The following is an 18,010-nucleotide window of genomic DNA, read 5'->3' as shown; positions in this document are numbered from 1 at the left end:
TTCACGACTCCTGGTGGGAGAGGGCTCGAACGGTGCGGGACGGGCTGGGCCGGCCCAGGTGGGCGGCCATCCAGACGCTTGTGGCGACGAGACGGCCGAGGTCGACCCCGGTGTCGATGCCGAGGCCGCGCAGCATCCACACGAGGTCTTCGGTGGCGAGGTTGCCGGTGGCGGACTTCGCGTACGGGCAGCCGCCGAGGCCCCCGGCGGAGGCGTCGACCGTGGTGACGCCCTGCTGGAGCGCGGCCAGGGTGTTGGCCAGGGCCTGGCCGTAGGTGTCGTGGAAGTGGACGCCCAGCGCCGAGACGGGCACACCGGCCTCGGACAGCGCGCCGAGCAGGGCCGTCACATGGCCGGGGGTGGCCACCCCGATGGTGTCGCCGAGGCTCAGCTCGTCGCAGCCCATGTCCAGCAGGGCCCGGCAGACCCGCACGACCTGGGGGACCTGGACCGGGCCCTCCCACGGGTCGCCGAAGCACATCGAGAGGTAGCCGCGCACGTGGACGTCCTGCCCCTTCGCCCGGGTCACCACCGGCTCGAACATGGCCAGCGCCTCGTCCACCGTGCGGTTGAGGTTCGCCCTGGCGAAGGACTCCGTGGCACTGGCGAACACCGCGACGCGGCGCGCGCCGAGCGCGAGGGCCCGGTCCAGGCCCTTCTCGTTCGGCACCAGCACCGGGAGCGACACCGGCAGGCCGGAGATCTCCGGGTACAGCTCCTCCGCGTCCGCCAGTTGGGGGACCCACTTGGGGTGGACGAAGCTCGTCGCCTCGATCGTGGTCAGGCCCGTGCCCGCCAGCCGGCGGACGAACTCCGCCTTCACGGCCGTCGGCACGGTCGCCTTCTCGTTCTGCAGCCCGTCGCGGGCGCCGACCTCGTGGATGCGGACGCGGGCGGGCAGGCCGTTCGCCGGTACGGGCATCGGGAGGCCAAGCTCCGGGGTGTTCATGCCCTCTCCTCCTCCTCGACGGGGGTGATGACGGCGAGCACCTGGTCCATGGCGACCGTCGTGCCCGGCGCCACGTCCAGCTCGGCGACGGTGCCGGCGTGCGGGGCGGAGACGACGTGCTCCATCTTCATCGCCTCCACCACCAGCAGGCTCTGCCCGGCGCTCACCTCGTCGCCGACGGCGACCTTCACCACCGTCACCGTGCCCGGCATCGGCGCGGTCAGCGAGTCGGCGCCCGCGTGGGCGGCCCGGTCGAGGGAGGCGGCGACCGGGTCGTGGTCGCGTACGTGCCAGGCGTCGCCGTCGCGGCCCAGCCAGTCGGCGGCACGGTGGAAGGTGTGCCGCACGCCGTCCAGGGTGACCGTCACCCGGTCCCCGGTGACGGTGTGGGTGCCGCGGGGGGTGTGGGTGACGGGTTCGTCTCCCGGCACCCGCAGCGGGAAGGCCGCCGGCTTCGGCTCGCCGCCCATCCGCCAGCCGCTCGGCACCGAGAACGGGTCCGTCCAGCCGTCCCCGCGCGGGCGCAGCGCCTCCAGCCGTACGGCCGCCGCCGCCTCGTACACCGCCTCCGGTACGCCGGTGGCGACCAGGGAGTCGACCTCGCGCTCCACCAGCCCCGTGTCCAGCTGGCCCGCCACCACCGCCGGGTGCGCGAGCAGCCGCCGCAGGAACCCGGCGTTGGTCGGCACGCCCAGGGTGACCGTCCCGGCCAGCGCCGCCCGGAGCCTGCGCAGCGCGGTCTCCCGGTCGGGGCCGTGGGCGATCACCTTGGACAGCATCGGGTCGTACAGGCTGCCCACCTCGGTGCCCTCGCTGAGCCCCGAGTCGGTGCGCACGCCGTCGCCCTCGGGCTCGCGCAGCCGCAGCACCGTGCCGCCGGAGGGGAGGAAGCCCCGCGCGGGGTCCTCTGCGCACAGGCGGGCCTCGATCGCGTGGCCGGTCAGCCGGACGTCCTCCTGCGCGAATCCCAGCCGCTCACCCGCCGCCACCCTGAGCTGCCACTCCACCAGGTCCAGGCCGGTCACCAGCTCGGTCACCGGGTGCTCGACCTGGAGGCGGGTGTTCATCTCCATGAAGTAGTACTGCGAGGGGTCGCCGCCCGGCACGATGAACTCCACCGTGCCCGCGCCCCGGTAGCCGCAGGAGCGGGCCGCCTGCACGGCCGCCTCGCCCATCGCGGCCCGCGTCGCCTCGTCCAGCAGGACGCTCGGCGCCTCCTCGATCACCTTCTGGTGCCTGCGCTGGAGCGAGCACTCGCGCTCGCCCAGGTGCACGACGTTGCCGTGGCCGTCGGCCAGGACCTGGATCTCGATGTGCCGGGGACGGTCGATCCACCGTTCCACCAGGAGCGTGTCGTCGCCGAAGGAGGCGCGGGCCTCGCGGCGCGCGGCGGCGATCTCGTCGGCCAGCAGGGACGCGTCGCGCACCAGCCGCATGCCCTTGCCGCCGCCGCCCGCCGAGGGCTTGAGCAGCACCGGGGTGCCGATCTCGCGCGCCGCGTCGGCGAGCTGCGCGTCCGTGAGCCCGCTGCCGCTGGAGCCGGGCACGACCGGCACGCCTGCCGCCTTCACCGTCTCCTTGGCGCGGATCTTGTCGCCCATCAGCGCGATCGCGTCGGCGGGCGGCCCGATGAAGACCAGCCCCGCCTCCTCGCAGGCCCGTGCGAAGGCGGCGTTCTCGGCGAGGAAGCCGTACCCGGGGTGGACCGCCTGCGCGCCCGTCCGGGCCGCCGCCGCCAGCAGACGCTCGACGGACAGGTAGCTCTCCGCCGCCGGTGCCGGGCCGATCCGTACCGCCTCGTCGGCCTCCCGCACGTGCCGCGCGTCCGCGTCGGCGTCGGAGAAGACCGCCACCGAGCGCACGCCCATGGCGCGCAGGGTCCGGACGACGCGGACGGCGATCTCGCCCCGGTTGGCGACGAGCACGGTGTCGAACATGCGCGGCGTCTTGGTGTCCGGCGTCTCGTTCGTGTTCTGCACGGGTCCCCTCCTCACATCCGGAAGATGCCGAACTGGGGCTCGCCCAGCGGCGCGTTGGCACACGCGGTCAGGGCCAGGCCCAGCACCTGCCGGGTGTCGGCGGGCTCGATCACGCCGTCGTCCCACAGGCGGGCGGTCGCGTAGTAGGCGTTGCCCTGGTGCTCGTACTGGGCGCGGATCGGAGCCTTGAAGGACTCCTCCTCCTCGGCCGGCCAGTCCTCCCCGCGGGCCTCCAACTGGTCCCGCTTGACCGTGGCCAGCACGGACGCGGCCTGCTCGCCGCCCATCACGGAGATCTTGGCGTTGGGCCACATCCACAGGAAGCGCGGCGAATAGGCCCGCCCGCACATCGAGTAGTTCCCCGCGCCGTACGACCCGCCGACCACCACCGTCAGCTTCGGCACGCGCGTGCACGCCACCGCCGTGACCATCTTGGCTCCGTGCTTGGCGATGCCGCCGGCCTCGTAGTTGCGGCCCACCATGAACCCGGAGATGTTCTGCAGGAAGACCAGCGGGATGCCGCGCTGGTCGCACAGCTCGACGAAGTGGGCGCCCTTCTGGGCCGACTCGGAGAACAGGATGCCGTTGTTGGCGACGATGCCGACCGGGTGCCCGTGGATCCGGGCGAAGCCGGTGACCAGGGTCTGCCCGTACTCGGACTTGAACTCGGCGAAGCGGGAGCCGTCCACCACGCGGGCGATGACCTCGCGGACGTCGTAGGGGGTGCGGGAGTCGACCGGCACCGCGCCGTACAGGCTCCCGGGGTCCACCTTGGGCTCGACGGACGCCTGAACGCCCCAGGGGAGCGGGCCGCGCTCGGGCAGGGTGGAGACGATCTGCCGCACGATGCGCAGGGCGTGCCCGTCGTCCTCGGCGAGGTGGTCGGTCACGCCGGACACCCGCGAGTGGACCTCGCCGCCGCCCAGTTCCTCCGCCGTGACCACCTCACCGGTGGCCGCCTTCACCAGCGGGGGGCCGCCCAGGAAGATCGTGCCCTGGCCCCGGACGATCACCGCCTCGTCGCTCATCGCCGGGACGTACGCCCCGCCCGCCGTGCAGGAACCGAGGACGGCGGCGATCTGCGGGATGCCGGCGCCGGACATGCGGGCCTGGTTGTAGAAGATCCGCCCGAAGTGCTCGCGGTCGGGGAAGACCTCGTCCTGCATCGGCAGGAAGGCGCCCCCCGAGTCCACCAGGTACAGGCACGGCAGCCGGTTCTCCAGCGCCACCTCCTGCGCCCGCAGGTGCTTCTTCACGGTCATCGGGTAGTACGTGCCGCCCTTGACGGTGGCGTCGTTCGCCACGATCACGCACTCCCGGCCGCTGACCCGCCCGATCCCGGCGACGACCCCGGCCGCCGGGGCCGCTCCGTCGTAGAGCCCGTCGGCCGCGAGCGGCGCCAGCTCCAGGAACGGCGAGCCCGGATCGAGCAGCGTGTCGACGCGGTCGCGCGGCAGCAGCTTGCCGCGCGCCGTGTGCCGGGCCCGCGCCCGCTCGCCGCCGCCGAGCCGGGCGGCGGCGAGCTTGGCGCGCAGTTCCCGAACGAGGGCGGCGTGCGCCTCCTCGTTGGCCCGAAAGGCCTCGGAGGCGGGATCCGCCGCCGTCGTCAGCTCCGGTGCCTCGTGCATCCTGCGGTCCCCTCACCCAGTGATCGACCAGTTAATGAGCGTTAACGCATTTCCCTAAGGTTAACGACCGCTAACCTCCCTGTCTAGAATCGTCTTCATGGCCACCAGAACCGATGCCCCCACCCGCCGCGAGCAGATCCTCAAGGAGGCCGCCCGGCTCTTCGCCGAGCGCGGCTTCCACGGGGTCGGCGTCGACGAGATAGGCGCCGCGGTCGGCATCAGCGGCCCCGGTCTCTACCGGCACTTCCCCGGCAAGGACGCGATGCTCGCCGAGCTGCTCGTCGGGATCAGCGACTCGCTGCTGACCGGGGCGAAGCGGCGGCTGGCCGAGGACGGGGCGGCCGGTGCCGAGGCGGTCCTCGACTCGCTCATCGAGGGGCACATCGACTTCGCGCTCGACGACCGCCCGCTCATCACCCTGCACGACCGCGAGCTGGACCGCCTGCGGGACGCCGACCGCAAGATGGTGCGGCAGTTGCAGCGGCAGTACGTCGAGCTGTGGGTCGGGGTGCTCCGGGAGGTCTACCCGGCGGTCGCCGAGCCCGCCGCCCGCTCCGCCGTCCACTCGGTCTTCGGCCTCCTCAACTCCACCCCCCACCTGGGCCGCCCCGGACGCGCGGTGACGGCGTCCCTGCTGCACCGGATGGCGCGGGGGGCGTTCGCGGCGGTGGGGGAGGCGTAGGGGGCGCTTCCTCCCGGAGGTGGGAGTGACGAGGGTTACCCGCGTCCCGGTCTGGACGCCTCTGGCTACCCGCCGGTACCGTTGACTCTGAGCAAGCGCTTAGACATTCGTATCCTGGAGGTGGCGCGGTGCGCCGTACGGTGTTCAACGAGGACCACGAGGCGTTCCGGGAGACCCTGCGCGCCTTCATCGAGGCCGAGGTCGTCCCCGTCTACGACGAGTGGTTCGCCGCGGGCCAGGCGCCGCGCGACTTCTACTACAAGCTCGGCGAGCTGGGCATCTTCGGCATCAACGTGCCCGAGGAGTACGGCGGCGCCGGCATGGACAGCCACAAGTTCGAGGCCGTCCTCTACGAGGAGACCGCCCGCGCCGGCGTGCAGTTCGGCGGCTCCGGCGTCCACGTGCTGCTCGCCCTGCCCTACATCAACATGCTGGCCACCGACGAGCAGAAGAAGCGCTACCTGCCGAAGTTCGTCACCGGCGAGGAGATGTGGGCCATCGCGATGACGGAGCCCGGCACCGGCTCCGACCTCGCCGGCATGAAGTCCACCGCCAGGCTCTCCGAGGACGGCACCCACTACGTCCTCAACGGCGCCAAGACCTTCATCACCGGCGGCGTGCACGCCGACCGCGTCATCGTCTGCGCCCGCACCGCCGCGCCCACCGCCGAGGACCGCCGCCACGGCATCTCCCTGTTCGCCGTGGACACCAAGTCCGAGGGCTACTCGGTCGGCCGCAAGCTGGACAAGCTGGGCCTGCGCACCTCCGACACCGCCGAGCTGGCCTTCGTCGACGTCAAGGTGCCCGTCGAGGACCTGCTCGGCGAGGAGAACAAGGGCTTCTCCTACCTCGGCCACAACCTCGCCTCCGAGCGCTGGGGCATCGCCTTCGGCGCCTACGCCCAGGCCAAGGCCGCCGTCGAGTTCGCCAAGCGGTACGTGCAGGAGCGCACCGTCTTCGGCAAGCCGGTCGCCCACTTCCAGAACACCAAGTTCGAGCTGGCCGCCTGCCAGGCCGAGGTGGACGCCGCCGAGGCCGTCGCCGACCGCGCCACCGAGGCCCTGGACGCCGGGGAACTGACCCCCGCCGAGGCCGCCAGCGCCAAGCTGTTCTGCACCGAGGTCGCCCACCGCGTCATCGACCGCTGCCTCCAGCTCCACGGCGGCTACGGCTACATGAACGAGTACCCGATCGCCCGCCTGTACGCGGACAACCGCGTCAACCGCATCTACGGCGGCACCAGCGAGGTCATGAAGATGATCATCGCGAAGAACATGGGCCTGTAGACCGGTCCCCGGACCGCGAAGCCACCGGCCATGAGCGAAGCACTCCAGTCCCTCCTCGACCTGCTCGACCTCGAGCGGATCGAGGAGGACATCTACCGCGGCCGCTCCCGGTCCGCCGTCGTCCCCCGGGTCTTCGGCGGACAGGTGGCGGCGCAGGCCATGGTCGCCGCGGGCCGCACGGTCCCCGGCGACCGGCACGCGCACTCCCTGCACGCGTACTTCCTGCGCCCCGGCGACCCCGGCGCCCCCATCGTCTACAACGTCGACCGGCTGCGCGACGGCCGCTCCTTCACCACCCGCCGTGTCGTCGCCGTCCAGCACGGCAAGCCGGTCTTCACCCTGTCGGCGTCCTTCCAGACGTACGAGGAGGGCCTCGACCACCAGGCGCCCATGCCGCCCGCGCCGGACCCGGCGACCCTCCCCACCGGCGAGGAGCGGCTGCGGAGCTACCCGCACCTGCCCGCCGACACCGTCGAACGCCTCCTGGAGACCCGGGCCGCCGTGGACCTGCGCCACGTCGACGACCCGCCCTTCGGCGCCTTCGGCACCCCGCGCGAACCGCACTCCCAGGTGTGGTTCCGCACCAACGGCAAGCTCGGGGACGACCCCCTGCTGCACGTCGTCCTCGCCACCTACGTCTCCGACATGACCCTGCTCGACTCGGTCCTGCTCGCGCACGGCCGCGGCGGCTGGGCGGTCGGCGACGTCGTCGGGGCCTCCCTGGACCACGCCATGTGGTTCCACCGGCCCTTCCGCGCCGACGAATGGCTGCTGTACGACCAGCAGTCGCCGTCCGCGTCCGGCGGCCGGGGCCTGGGCCAGGCGCGCATCCACACCCAGGACGGCCGGCTCGCCGTCTCGGTCGTCCAGGAGGGCGTGGTCCGCGTCCCCCGGTGACGGTGCCTACCGCAGCCCCGCCTCCGTCAGCAGGTACGCCGTCATCGGGTCGTAGTGGCGCGGGCTGACCACGTGGTCGTCCAGCGGCACCGCCACCTGGAGGGTGCCCTCGGACTCGGCGAGGAAGAGGGCCGGGTCGTTGCAGTCCGCGTAGCCGACGGAGTCGACCCCGTGCTGGGCGGCGTACCCGGCCCAGCCGTGGTCGGCGACCACCAGGTCCGGCAGGGGGCGGCCCTCGCGCTCCAGGCCGGTCAGGATGGCCTTCATCGGCTCGCCCGAGTGGGTGTGCCACAGCGAGGCCCCGTGTTCGAGCACCGAGACGTCCGCGAACTGCTGGACGTACCCCTCCTCGGTCGTCAGCCCCTCCGGGATTACCACGATCTCGCAGCCCGCGGCCCGCAGCGCGGCGGCCGTCGCGCGGTGCACGTCGAGCAGCCCGCCGGGGTGGCCGGTCGCGAACAGCACCCGCTGCCCGCCGTCGGCCGCCTTGCGCAGCCGCCCCGCCATCCGCTCCAGCGCGGAGACGGTCAGCTCCGGGTCGATCGTGTCCTGGCCGTACCGGTACTCCGGGTCGTCGTTGACCCCGACCCGCTCCGCCATCACCGCGAGCACGTCCTGCTCGTCGCTCCAGCGCTCGCCCAGCTCCAGACCGAGCCAGAAGTGCCGGTCGCCGTTCGCCAGCTTCCGGTAGTGGGAAAGATTGTTCTCGCGGGGAGTGGCGACATCGCCCGCGATGCGCGTCCTGACGAGGTGCTCGGCGAGTTCGGCGCGGCTGGGTGTCCCGGGTATCGGCATGGCTCCATTGTGTAGCAGCCGGGCCGCGGACAGCAGCCGGTCCCGGCGGGACGGCCGACGGGTAGCCGATTCCACCAGTCCCGGGGGCGCGTATGGACGGAATGTACATGTCGCGGCGGGATTTCGTCCCTCTAGTCTGCGACGACCGGCCGGCCGGCTCGCCAGTACAGTCGGACGGCAGCAGCACATACGCGACGAAGCGCACGAAGCGTACGAAGGAAGGCAGTGCATGAGCAGCAACGAGACGCCCCGCGGTCCCGTCGACTCCTCCCGGGTCCCGCGGTACGCCGGACCCGCGACCTTCGCCCGGCTCCCGCGCCTGGACGAGGTCGCAACCGCCGACGTCGCCGTCGTGGGCGTGCCGTTCGACTCGGGCGTCTCCTACCGCCCCGGCGCCCGCTTCGGCGGCAACGCCATCCGCGAGGCCTCCCGCCTGCTGCGCCCCTACAACCCGGCCCAGGACGCCTCCCCCTTCGCCCTCGCCCAGGTCGCGGACGGCGGCGACATCGCCGTGAACCCCTTCAACATCCACGAGGCCGTCGAGACGATCGAGGCCGCCGCCGACGACCTCCTGGACACCGGCGCCCGCCTGATGACCCTGGGCGGCGACCACACCATCGCCCTCCCGCTGCTGCGCTCGGTCGCCAAGAAGCACGGCCCGGTCGCCCTGCTCCACTTCGACGCCCACCTGGACACCTGGGACACCTACTTCGGCGCCGAGTACACCCACGGCACCCCCTTCCGCCGCGCCGTCGAGGAAGGCGTCCTCGACACCTCCGCCCTCTCCCACGTCGGCACCCGCGGTCCCCTGTACGGCAAGAAGGACCTCACCGACGACGAGAAGATGGGCTTCGGCATCGTCACCTCCGCCGACGTCTACCGGCGCGGCGCCGACGAGGTCGCCGACCAGCTCCGCCAGCGCATCGGGGACCGCCCGCTGTACGTCTCCATCGACATCGACTGCCTCGACCCCGCCCACGCCCCCGGCACCGGCACGCCCGAGGCCGGCGGCATGACCTCCCGCGAGCTGCTGGAGATCCTGCGGGGCCTCGCCTCCTGCAACCTGGTCTCGGCCGACGTCGTCGAGGTCGCCCCCGCCTACGACCACGCGGAGATCACGTCGGTGGCCGCGTCCCACACCGCCTACGAACTGACCACCCTCATGTCCCGCCGGATCGCCGAGGACCGTTCCCAGTGACCCACGACCACGACCTGGTCCTCCGTCCGACCGCCGCCCAGACGGAGGCCGCGCTCCATCCTCCCGCCGGCCGCACCGGCGGAGACCTGGTCGTGGAGTCCCTGGCCGCGCTCGGCGCGACCACCGTCTTCGGCCTGCCCGGCCAGCACGCCCTGGCCGCGTTCGACGCACTGCGCCGCTCCGGCCTGCGCCACGTCGGCCTGCGGGTGGAGAACAACGCCGGTTTCGCCGCCGACGCCTACGGCCGGGTCACCGGCGAGGCGGCCCCGCTGCTGCTGTCGACCGGCCCGGGCGCGCTCACCGCCCTGGCCGCCCTCCAGGAGGCGCGGGCGGCCTCGGCGCCCGTCCTGGCGATCGGCAGCCAGGTCCCCGCGGCGGGCCTGGGCGGCGGCCGCCACGGCTACCTGCACGAACTGCCGGACCAGGCGGCCTCGTTCCGGGGCGTGGTGAAGTCGGTCCACACCGCCCGCACCCCGTCCCAGATCCCGTCCGCGATCGCCGAGGCGTGGACGTCCGCGCTGACCGTCCCGCACGGACCGGTGTGGGTGGAGATCCCGCAGGACGTCCTCGAGGCCGAGACGTCGCTCCCGGTGGTGACCGGCGGCGACACCTTCCCCGAGGAACTGCCCCCGCGCCCCGAGCTGACGGCGGTCGCCGCCGACCTGCTGACCCGCGCGGAGCGCCCCGCCGTCATCGCGGGCGGCGGTGTGGTGCGGGCCGACGCCTCGAAGAAGCTCCGGCAGCTCGCCGAACGCCTCCAGGCCCCCGTGGTCACGACCTTCGGCGGCAAGGGCGCCTTCCCCTGGACCCACCCCCTCTCCCTCCAGTCCTGGCTGGAGGACCGCCACACCACCGACTTCCTGGAGGACGCGGACGTCCTGCTGGTGGTCGGCTCGGGACTCGGCGAACTCTCCTCCAACTACCACACGTTCGCGCCGCGCGGCCGGGTGATCCAGATCGAGGCCGACCTCGGCAAACTGGAGTCCAACCACCCGGCCCTCGGCATCCACGCCGACGCCCGCCTCGCGCTCCAGGCGCTGCTGGAGACGGTGGAGGAGCCGCGTACCGACCCGACCGCACCGGAACGCGTGCGCGGGGTCCTGGACAAGGTCCGCGCACGCATCGCCGCCCAGGAACTCACCCTGGAACAGGACGTCCTGGCCGCGGTGCGCGCCGCCCTGCCGAAGAACGCCCCGTCCTTCTGGGACATGACGGTCCTCGCCTACTGGGCCTGGTCGGCCTTCGACGCGCAGGCCCCGGGCACCATGCACTCCGCCCAGGGTGCCGGCGGCCTCGGCTACGCCTTCCCGGCGGCCCTCGGCGCCGCCGTCGCCGACCCCACCCACCCGGTGCTGGCCGTCTCGGGCGACGGCGGCGCCCTGTACTCGGTCGCCGAACTGGCCACCGCCCGCCAGTACGGCCTGAACGTCACCTGGCTGATCGTCGACGACGGCGGTTACGGCATCCTGCGCGCGTACATGACCGACGCCTTCGGCGAGCCCACGGCGACGGACCTGCCCGGCCCCGACTTCGCCGCCCTGGCCGAGTCGTTCGGGGTGCCGGGCGTCCGGACGTCGCCGGAGACCCTGGAGACGGACCTCGCCAAGGCACTGGCGACGCCGGGGCCCTCGGTGGTCGTCCTCCCCGCCGAGCTGCGGATGTTCGCGCCGACGCACCGGGGCTGAGCGGTCGGCCGCGCCACGGGATCGCGCGCGGCCGACGACCGGAGCCGTCGTGGTGGGCGGGGGCGCTCCGCGCGGCCCGCACGGCCGCCCCCTGCCCGGGGTGACGCCGCCTACCAGATCGCCTCCACCCACTCCGGGTGGTCGACGAACGGGTTGCGGTTGTGCTGGTAGTCGTCGTAGATCACCTGGTTGCGGTGCTCCTCGAAGGCGTCCGGCGGGTCCTCGTCGTTCCACGCCTTCAGCACGGAGAGCTTGCCGATGTACGGGTTGCTGCCGTTGCCGACCTGGCCGTTGACCTCCAGGTCGGCGAAGCCGTCGCCGCCCTCGTAGCGGACCGCCATGTAGAAGATCATGCGGGCCACGTCGCCCTTGACCGCGTCCCGGGGCTCGAAGGAGTCGGAGTCGGTGAGGCTGCCGCCGCCCCCGCTGACCGCGCTGCCGCCGTTGTCGAAGTCCTTGTTGCCCCGGGCGCTGTTGACCTGGACGTCCGAGGGGCGCAGGTGGTGCAGGTCGGTGCCGGGACCGGTGGCGGTGCCGAAGTCGCCGTGCGACTTGGCCCACACGTGCTCGCGGTTCCAGTCGCCGGTGTCGCCGCCGTTGAGCGACTTGCTGCGGGAGACGCCCGAGTAGAGCAGGATCACGTTGCCGGTGTCGTCCGGGTCCTCGTCCGTGGCCTTCAGGGCGTCCCAGACCGCCGAGTACGACAGCTTCGTCTGGTCGCTGATGATCGTGTGGAGCGAGGACTTGAGGCTCGTGCCCGTCTTGCCGAGCGCGTCCTTGTAGTACGTCGAGTCGTAGTCCGTGTTCGCCGTCGTGGCCGCCGTGGCCGGGCCCGCCGTCAGTGAGGGCGCGGTGAGCCCGGCGAGTACGGCGACCGCGGCGAGGGCCGCCGCCTTCGGGCGCCGGATGCGTATCGCGAGCATGTGGGGTGTCCGATCTACGCGTGTGGAGTTGTGTGGTTCCACGAGCGTGACATGGACATGTTGGAGGTGGGGTGTACGGAGGGTGACGATTCCGTGACGGTGGGCGGACCGGCTCAGCCGAGCAGTTCCGGCAGGGCCTCCCGAAGGCTCGCGAGCTGGGCCCGGTACCCCGCGTTGAACTCGGCCAGGGGGCGCTCGCCCAGGTTGGCGTGGAGGGCGGCGCGCTGCGACGGCACCACGGAGGGCAGCGCGCGGAGCACCTCGGCCGTCGCCTCCGCGTTCCGCCCCCTCTGCACGGCGCTCACCAGATCCTCGAAGAGGTCCAGCTTCAGGGCCCTGATCCGTGCGTGCGGACTGTCCTTGCCCCCGAACTCGTCCTCCGCCGTCGGCCTCTGGCCACTGTGGGGGTCCGCGACGAACTTGAGCACCCGCAGTGTCGCGTAGAGCCGCCCGGCCAGCCTCGCGTCGCTTTCCCTCTGTTCCGGCACGGGGCATTACTTGCCCTCCCGGGGCCTTCGCATCCCGGCTTTCGGAAAACGGCCAACTTCCGTCCATTTCCGGGCCCTAGGGTGACCGGCATGCGCCCAGGAACCCTTCGTACCGCCCTCGCCGCCCTCACCGCGGTCCTCGCGGCGGCCGGCTGCCTGACCGCCGCCGGACCGGCCGCCGCACAGGGCGGGCGGCACCCGGCCGACGCCTGCTCGCCCTCCGTCTCCCTCACGGGCTTCACCGACGCCCTCGACAAGACGACGTACGACGGCACCTACGTCGGCAACCTCTCCGCCCTCGCCCCCGGCCGGGACGGCTCCCCGGCCGCCCTCTCCGACCGGTCGGAACTGTTCCGGCTGGACGCCCGCACCCTGGAGCCGCGCGGCGTGATCACCCTCGCCGACGAGAAGGGCGCCGCGCTCGACTCCGAGGGCCTGGTCGCCGACTGGGACGGCACGTACCTCGTCTCCTCCGAGACCGAGCCGTCCGTGCGCCGCTACTCCCGCACCGGCGAGCTGCTCGGCCGCCTGCCCGTGCCCGGCGACCTGCGCACCGCTCCCGAGGGGCGCGCGCGGGCCAACGGCAGCTTCGAGGGGCTGACGCTGCTGCCCGGCGGGCGGACCCTGCTCGCCTCGATGGAGTACCCGCTCGACGGCGACCCGGCCGACCTGGTCCGTTTCCAGACGTGGCAGCGGACCGGGCACGGCGACTTCCGCACCGGCGCCCGCTACGCCTACCGGACCGACCCCGGCCTCGGCGTCTCCGAGGTCACCGCGACGCCCGACGGCCGCCTCCTCGTCCTGGAGCGCGGCTTCACCGCCGGCGTCGGCAACACGGTCCGCCTCCACCTCGCCGACCGGCCCGCCCACGGCACCGTGCTCCACAAGCGGCTCCTCGCCGACCTCGCCGACTGCCCCACCCTCGGCGCCACCGCCAAGCAGCCCCAGCCCAACCCGCTCCTCGACAACTTCGAGGGGATGGCGGTGACCGGCCGCTCCGGAGGCCCTCTGGAGGTCCTGGTCGTGAGCGACGACAACCAGAACGACGTCCAGACCACCCGCTTCCTCAGGCTCCGCGTACGCGCCTGATCACCCGGCCGATTGTTACGGCGGGATGAAATCCCCGCTCGCCCGTGTTGGTGCCTTCCGGTAGATCAGGTGAGCAGGACGACCGACCGGAGGGCACGGCGTGGACGCGCAACGGGGCTGGGTGCGACGACTGGCGGGGTACGCCTGGCGGTATCCCAAGGACGTCGTGCTGGCGCTCGGGGCCTCGCTGGGCGGCATGGCCGTCATGGCCTTCGTCCCGTTGATCACCAAGGTGATCATCGACGACGTGATCGGCGACAAGACCCGGGACATGGCCGTCTGGGCCGGCCTCCTGATCGGCGCCGCGCTCGCCGTGTACGCCCTGACGTACGTCCGCCGCTACTACGGCGGCCGGCTCGCCCTCGACGTCCAGCACGACCTGCGCACCGACATGTACGGCACGATCACCCGGCTCGACGGGCGACGGCAGGACGAGCTGTCCACGGGACAGGTGGTCGGGCGGGCGACCAGCGACCTCCAGCTCATCCAGGGCCTGCTCTTCATGCTCCCGATGACCCTCGGGAACGTCCTGCTCTTCCTGATCTCCCTCGTGATCATGGCGTGGCTCTCCCTGCCGCTCACCCTGGTCGCGCTGGCCGTCGCCCCCGCCCTGTGGTTCATCGCCCGCCGCAGCCGCACCCGGCTGCACCCCGCCACCTGGTACGCGCAGGCGCAGGCCGCCGCCGTCGCCGGGGTGGTCGACGGCTCGGTCAGCGGCGTACGCGTGGTGAAGGGCTTCGGGCAGGAGGAGCAGGAGACCGGCAAGCTCCGCGAGGTCGGGCGCCGGCTCTTCGCCGGGCGGCTGCGCACGATCAGGCTGAACGCCACCTACACCCCGGCGCTCCAGGCCGTCCCCTCGCTCGGACAGGTCGCCATGCTCGCCCTCGGCGGCTGGCTGGCGGTGCGCGGGCACATCACCCTCGGCACCTTCGTCGCCTTCTCCACCTATCTCGCGCAGCTCGTCGGCCCGGTCCGCATGCTCGCCATGGTGCTCACCGTCGGCCAGCAGGCCCGCGCCGGCACCGAACGCGTCCTCGAACTGATCGACACGGAACCGGCCATCGAGGACGGCACCAAGACCCTGCCCGCGGACGCGCCCGCGACCGTCGAGTTCGACGACGTCGCCTTCGGCTACGACACCGGCGACGGCGAGGGGCGGCCCGTGCTCGACGGGCTCTCCTTCGAGATCCGCGCCGGCGAGACCCTCGCCGTCGTCGGCTCCTCCGGCTCCGGCAAGTCCACCGTCTCGCTGCTCCTGCCGCGCTTCTACGACGTGACGCGCGGCGCCGTCCTCGTCGGCGGGCACGACGTGCGCGAGCTGACCCTCGACTCGCTGCGGGCCGCCGTCGGTCTGGTGCCCGAGGACTCCTTCCTCTTCTCCGACACCGTCCGCGCCAACATCGCCTACGGCCGGCCGGACGCCACCGACGAGGAGGTCGAGGCCGCGGCACGGGCCGCGCAGGCGCACGGGTTCATCACCGAGCTGCCCGAGGGCTACGACACGACCGTCGGCGAGCACGGCCTGACCCTCTCCGGCGGCCAGCGCCAGCGCGTCGCGCTCGCCCGGGCGATCCTCACCGACCCTCGGCTGCTGGTCCTGGACGACGCCACGTCCGCCGTCGACGCCCGTGTGGAGCACGAGATCCACGAGGCGCTGAAGCAGGTCATGCGGGGCCGCACCACGCTCCTCATCGCGCACCGCCGCTCCACCCTGGGCCTCGCCGACCGCATCGCCGTCCTCGACCGCGGCCGCCTCGCCGACCTCGGCACCCACGAGGAACTGCAGGAGCGCTCCGCCCTCTACCGGCGCCTGCTCACCGACCCCGACGAACTGGGCGGCGTCTCGCCCGGCCACACGCCCCCCGCGGCACCGGCCGAGGACACCTCCGTCCGGGACGAGCTGGACGCCGAGTTCGACGCCGAGCGCGGGGTCACTCCCCGGCTGTGGACCGGCGACCGTACCCCCAAGGACACCGCGCTCGCCGGCACCCCCGCCACCCCCGAGCTGCTCGCCCAGGTCGACGCGCTGCCCCCGGCGAACGGCACCCCGGACATCGACGAAACGGCGGCGGTGCGGCCCGAGTCGTCGTACGGCCTGCGCCGCCTGCTGCGCGGCTTCCGCACGCCGCTGCTGATCAGCCTCGCCCTCGTGGCCGTGGACGCGGGCATGGGCCTGCTGCTGCCGGTGCTGATCCGGCACGGCATCGACGACGGCGTCACCCGGGTCGCCCTCGGCGCGGTCTGGGCGTCCTCGCTGCTCGGGCTGCTCGCCGTACTCGCCCAGTGGGCGGCGCAGACCGGCGAGATCCGCATGACCGGCCGGACCGGCGAGCGGATCCTGTACGCGCTCCGCCTGAAGATCTTCGCCCAGCTCCAGCGGCTCGGCCTCGACTACTACGAGCGCGAGCTGACCGGGCGGATCATGACCCGGATGACGACGGACGTGGACGCGCTGTCGACGTTCCTGCAGACCGGACTCGTCACCGCCTTCGTCTCGGTCGTCACCTTCTTCGGCATCATGGTCGCGCTGCTGGTCATCGACGTGCAGCTCGCACTGATCGTCTTCGTGACGCTGCCGCCGCTGATCGTCGCCACCTACTACTTCCGCAGGGCCAGCGTGAAGGCGTACGAACTGGCCCGCGAGCGGGTGTCCACGGTCAACGCCGACCTCCAGGAGTCGGTGGCGGGCCTCAGGATCGTGCAGGCCTTCCGGCGCGAACGGGACGGCGGGCGGCGCTTCGCCGAGCGCAGCGACAGCTACCGGCAGGCCCGCATCCGCGGACAGTGGCTGATCTCGGTCTACTTCCCCTTCGTGCAACTGCTGTCGTCGGTGGCCGCGGCGGCGGTGCTGGTCGTGGGCGGCGCGCGGATCGACGACGCGACGCTGACGACCGGCGCGCTGGTGGCGTACCTGCTCTACATCGACCTGTTCTTCGCGCCCGTCCAGCAGCTCTCCCAGGTCTTCGACGGCTACCAGCAGGCGTCCGTCTCGCTGGGCCGCATCCAGGAACTGCTGCGCGAGCCGACCTCCACCCGCGCCGCCGAGCAGCCCTCCGAGGTCGCCTCGCTGCGCGGCGAGATCGCCTTCGAGGACGTGCACTTCACGTACGGGGGTGCCGACGAGGCGGAGGCGGCCCTCACCGGCATCGACCTCAGCATCCCGGCCGGGCAGACCGTCGCGTTCGTCGGCGAGACCGGCGCCGGCAAGTCGACGCTGGTGAAGCTGGTGGCCCGGTTCTACGACCCGACCGGCGGCCGGGTCACCGTCGACGGGCGGGACCTGCGCACCCTCGACCTCACCTCCTACCGGCACCGGCTGGGCGTCGTCCCGCAGGAGGCGTACCTCTTCCCGGGCACCGTCCGGGACGCCATCGCCTACGGCCGCCCCGACGCCACCGACGCCCAGGTGGAGGCGGCGGCACGGGCGGTCGGGGCGCACGAGATGATCGCCACGCTCCAGGGCGGCTACCTCCACGAGGTCGCCGAACGGGGCCGCAACCTCTCCGCCGGGCAGCGGCAGTTGATCGCGCTGGCCCGCGCCGAACTGGTCGACCCCGACGTGCTGCTCCTCGACGAGGCCACCGCGGCCCTGGACCTGGCCACCGAGGCGCAGGTCAACCAGGCCACCGACCGCATCGCGGGCCGCCGCACCACGCTCGTCGTCGCCCACCGGCTCACCACGGCCGCCCGCGCGGACCGGGTCGTCGTCATGGACGGCGGGCGGGTCGCCGAGGACGGCACCCACGACGAACTGCTGGCCCTGGACGGGCGGTACGCGCGGCTGTGGCGGACCTTCGTCGGCGCTTCCGAGCCGGAGGAGCCGGTCGGGGCGACGCGCTGAGGCGCTGCCGCGTTCGCGCAACCGTGCGACAGGTGTCCTGCGTCCGTACATGCGTGCATGCGTCCGTACACGCATCCGTACGTCGTCAGTGTTCGCCCGACGGAGGGGGACCGCAGTGGGCCGGGCCGGTGCCGCAACCCGCCGTCGGCTGACGCTCGGCACGGCCGTGCTGAGCGCGGCCGCGCTGCTCGCCGTCGCGCTGCCGCAGGAGGCCGGGGCCGCCGCCACGGGGTGCGGCGGCCGGAAGGTGCGCACGCTGCACTTCGCCACCGGGTCCGTCCTCGTCCACAAGCGCGGCGGCTACGTGTGTGCCCTCACCGTCCCCGAGAAGCCCGGCACCAAGCGGGAGATGTCCGTCGGCGTACGGGCCCGGGGCGGCCGGGCGGTCGTGGACGCGGGCCGGTTCGCCCGGCGCGCCGGTCCGGTGACCGTCCACGCCGGGAACCGCTGCGTGTGGGTGACCGGCAAGGTGGCCAAGAGCTCCGTCAGTTCCGGGTGGATCCTCTGCTGACCCTGGTGTTCGCGGGAGTTGCTCCGATAGCTTCCGGCGAACATCCGTTTCACAGGGAG

14 protein-coding genes are annotated in these 18,010 nt (G+C 73.0%); 8 read left to right on the top strand and 6 right to left on the bottom strand.

Annotated elements, in window-relative coordinates; all coding sequences use genetic code 11:
• Window position 1: 1 nt before the first annotated feature.
• Genes Sdi02f_RS24525 through Sdi02f_RS24515 form a run of 3 tightly spaced genes read right to left on the bottom strand, consistent with a single transcriptional unit; the run spans window position 2 to window position 4,556 of the window.
• Complete coding sequence (locus tag Sdi02f_RS24525) at window positions 2–949, bottom strand: hydroxymethylglutaryl-CoA lyase (protein ID WP_030400066.1); 948 nt, start codon at window positions 947–949, stop codon at window positions 2–4.
• Window positions 946–2,886: an acetyl-CoA carboxylase biotin carboxylase subunit gene (locus tag Sdi02f_RS24520; RefSeq protein ID WP_030400065.1), complete on the bottom strand. Its 1,941-nt coding sequence runs from the start codon at window positions 2,884–2,886 to the stop codon at window positions 946–948. Before Sdi02f_RS24520 ends, Sdi02f_RS24525 begins: the two co-directional genes overlap by 4 nt.
• A gap of 53 nt (window positions 2,887–2,939) precedes the next feature.
• A complete protein-coding gene (locus tag Sdi02f_RS24515; RefSeq protein WP_030400064.1) occupies window positions 2,940–4,556 on the bottom strand; it encodes a carboxyl transferase domain-containing protein in 1,617 nt (538 codons plus the stop codon).
• A 97-nt stretch (window positions 4,557–4,653) separates the two neighbouring features.
• Here Sdi02f_RS24515 and Sdi02f_RS24510 point away from each other — a divergent pair, with 97 nt between their 5' ends.
• From Sdi02f_RS24510 to Sdi02f_RS24500, 3 genes are all read left to right on the top strand, one after another.
• Window positions 4,654–5,238 (top strand): SACE_7040 family transcriptional regulator, encoded by a 585-nt coding sequence (locus Sdi02f_RS24510; protein WP_030400063.1) that lies wholly within the window; start codon window positions 4,654–4,656, stop codon window positions 5,236–5,238.
• A 128-nt stretch (window positions 5,239–5,366) separates the two neighbouring features.
• Complete coding sequence (locus tag Sdi02f_RS24505) at window positions 5,367–6,524, top strand: acyl-CoA dehydrogenase family protein (protein ID WP_030400062.1); 1,158 nt, start codon at window positions 5,367–5,369, stop codon at window positions 6,522–6,524.
• Window positions 6,525–6,554: 30 nt separating this feature from the next.
• On the top strand, window positions 6,555–7,421 hold the full coding sequence (locus Sdi02f_RS24500; RefSeq protein WP_030400061.1) for an acyl-CoA thioesterase: 867 nt from the start codon (window positions 6,555–6,557) through the stop codon (window positions 7,419–7,421).
• 6 nt (window positions 7,422–7,427) lie between these two features.
• Here the strand turns inward: Sdi02f_RS24500 and Sdi02f_RS24495 are convergent, their stop codons facing one another.
• Window positions 7,428–8,216 carry a phosphatase gene (locus Sdi02f_RS24495; protein WP_053638437.1) on the bottom strand — a complete coding sequence of 263 codons (789 nt, stop codon included), beginning with the start codon at window positions 8,214–8,216 and terminating at the stop codon, window positions 7,428–7,430.
• A gap of 229 nt (window positions 8,217–8,445) precedes the next feature.
• Between Sdi02f_RS24495 and speB the strand changes: the two genes are divergently transcribed.
• Together speB and Sdi02f_RS24485 are read left to right on the top strand one after the other, a co-directional pair.
• Window positions 8,446–9,414, top strand: coding sequence for an agmatinase (speB, locus tag Sdi02f_RS24490; protein WP_030400059.1), 969 nt, complete (start codon window positions 8,446–8,448; stop codon window positions 9,412–9,414).
• Window positions 9,411–11,099 (top strand): thiamine pyrophosphate-binding protein, encoded by a 1,689-nt coding sequence (locus Sdi02f_RS24485; protein ID WP_108934019.1) that lies wholly within the window; start codon window positions 9,411–9,413, stop codon window positions 11,097–11,099. Before speB ends, Sdi02f_RS24485 begins: the two co-directional genes overlap by 4 nt.
• 110 nt (window positions 11,100–11,209) lie before the next feature.
• Here Sdi02f_RS24485 and Sdi02f_RS24480 read toward each other — a convergent pair whose 3' ends face one another.
• Both Sdi02f_RS24480 and Sdi02f_RS24475 read right to left on the bottom strand, forming a co-directional pair.
• Entirely contained in the window at window positions 11,210–12,022 is an 813-nt protein-coding gene (locus Sdi02f_RS24480; RefSeq protein WP_053638436.1) for an endonuclease I family protein, read from the bottom strand.
• Window positions 12,023–12,135: 113 nt separating this feature from the next.
• Entirely contained in the window at window positions 12,136–12,510 is a 375-nt protein-coding gene (locus Sdi02f_RS24475) for a hypothetical protein (RefSeq protein ID WP_108934018.1), read from the bottom strand.
• Between the two features lie 90 nt (window positions 12,511–12,600).
• On the opposite strand from Sdi02f_RS24475, the gene Sdi02f_RS24470 reads away from it, so the two are divergent.
• From Sdi02f_RS24470 to Sdi02f_RS24460, 3 genes are all read left to right on the top strand, one after another.
• Window positions 12,601–13,599 (top strand): esterase-like activity of phytase family protein, encoded by a 999-nt coding sequence (locus Sdi02f_RS24470; protein ID WP_030400055.1) that lies wholly within the window; start codon window positions 12,601–12,603, stop codon window positions 13,597–13,599.
• Between the two features lie 100 nt (window positions 13,600–13,699).
• Window positions 13,700–17,440, top strand: a complete 3,741-nt coding sequence (locus tag Sdi02f_RS24465) for an ABC transporter ATP-binding protein (RefSeq protein WP_030400054.1) — start codon at window positions 13,700–13,702, stop codon at window positions 17,438–17,440.
• 115 nt (window positions 17,441–17,555) lie between these two features.
• Window positions 17,556–17,951 (top strand): hypothetical protein, encoded by a 396-nt coding sequence (locus Sdi02f_RS24460; RefSeq protein WP_030400053.1) that lies wholly within the window; start codon window positions 17,556–17,558, stop codon window positions 17,949–17,951.
• The last annotated feature ends 59 nt before the right edge of the window (window positions 17,952–18,010 follow it).

The sequence above is a fragment of the Streptomyces ardesiacus genome (assembly GCF_003112575.1).
GTDB classification, from domain to species: Bacteria; Actinomycetota; Actinomycetes; order Streptomycetales; family Streptomycetaceae; genus Streptomyces; species Streptomyces ardesiacus.
The sequence above is the reverse complement of the archived record's forward strand: the minus strand, read 5'-3'. Positions and strand labels throughout refer to the sequence as shown.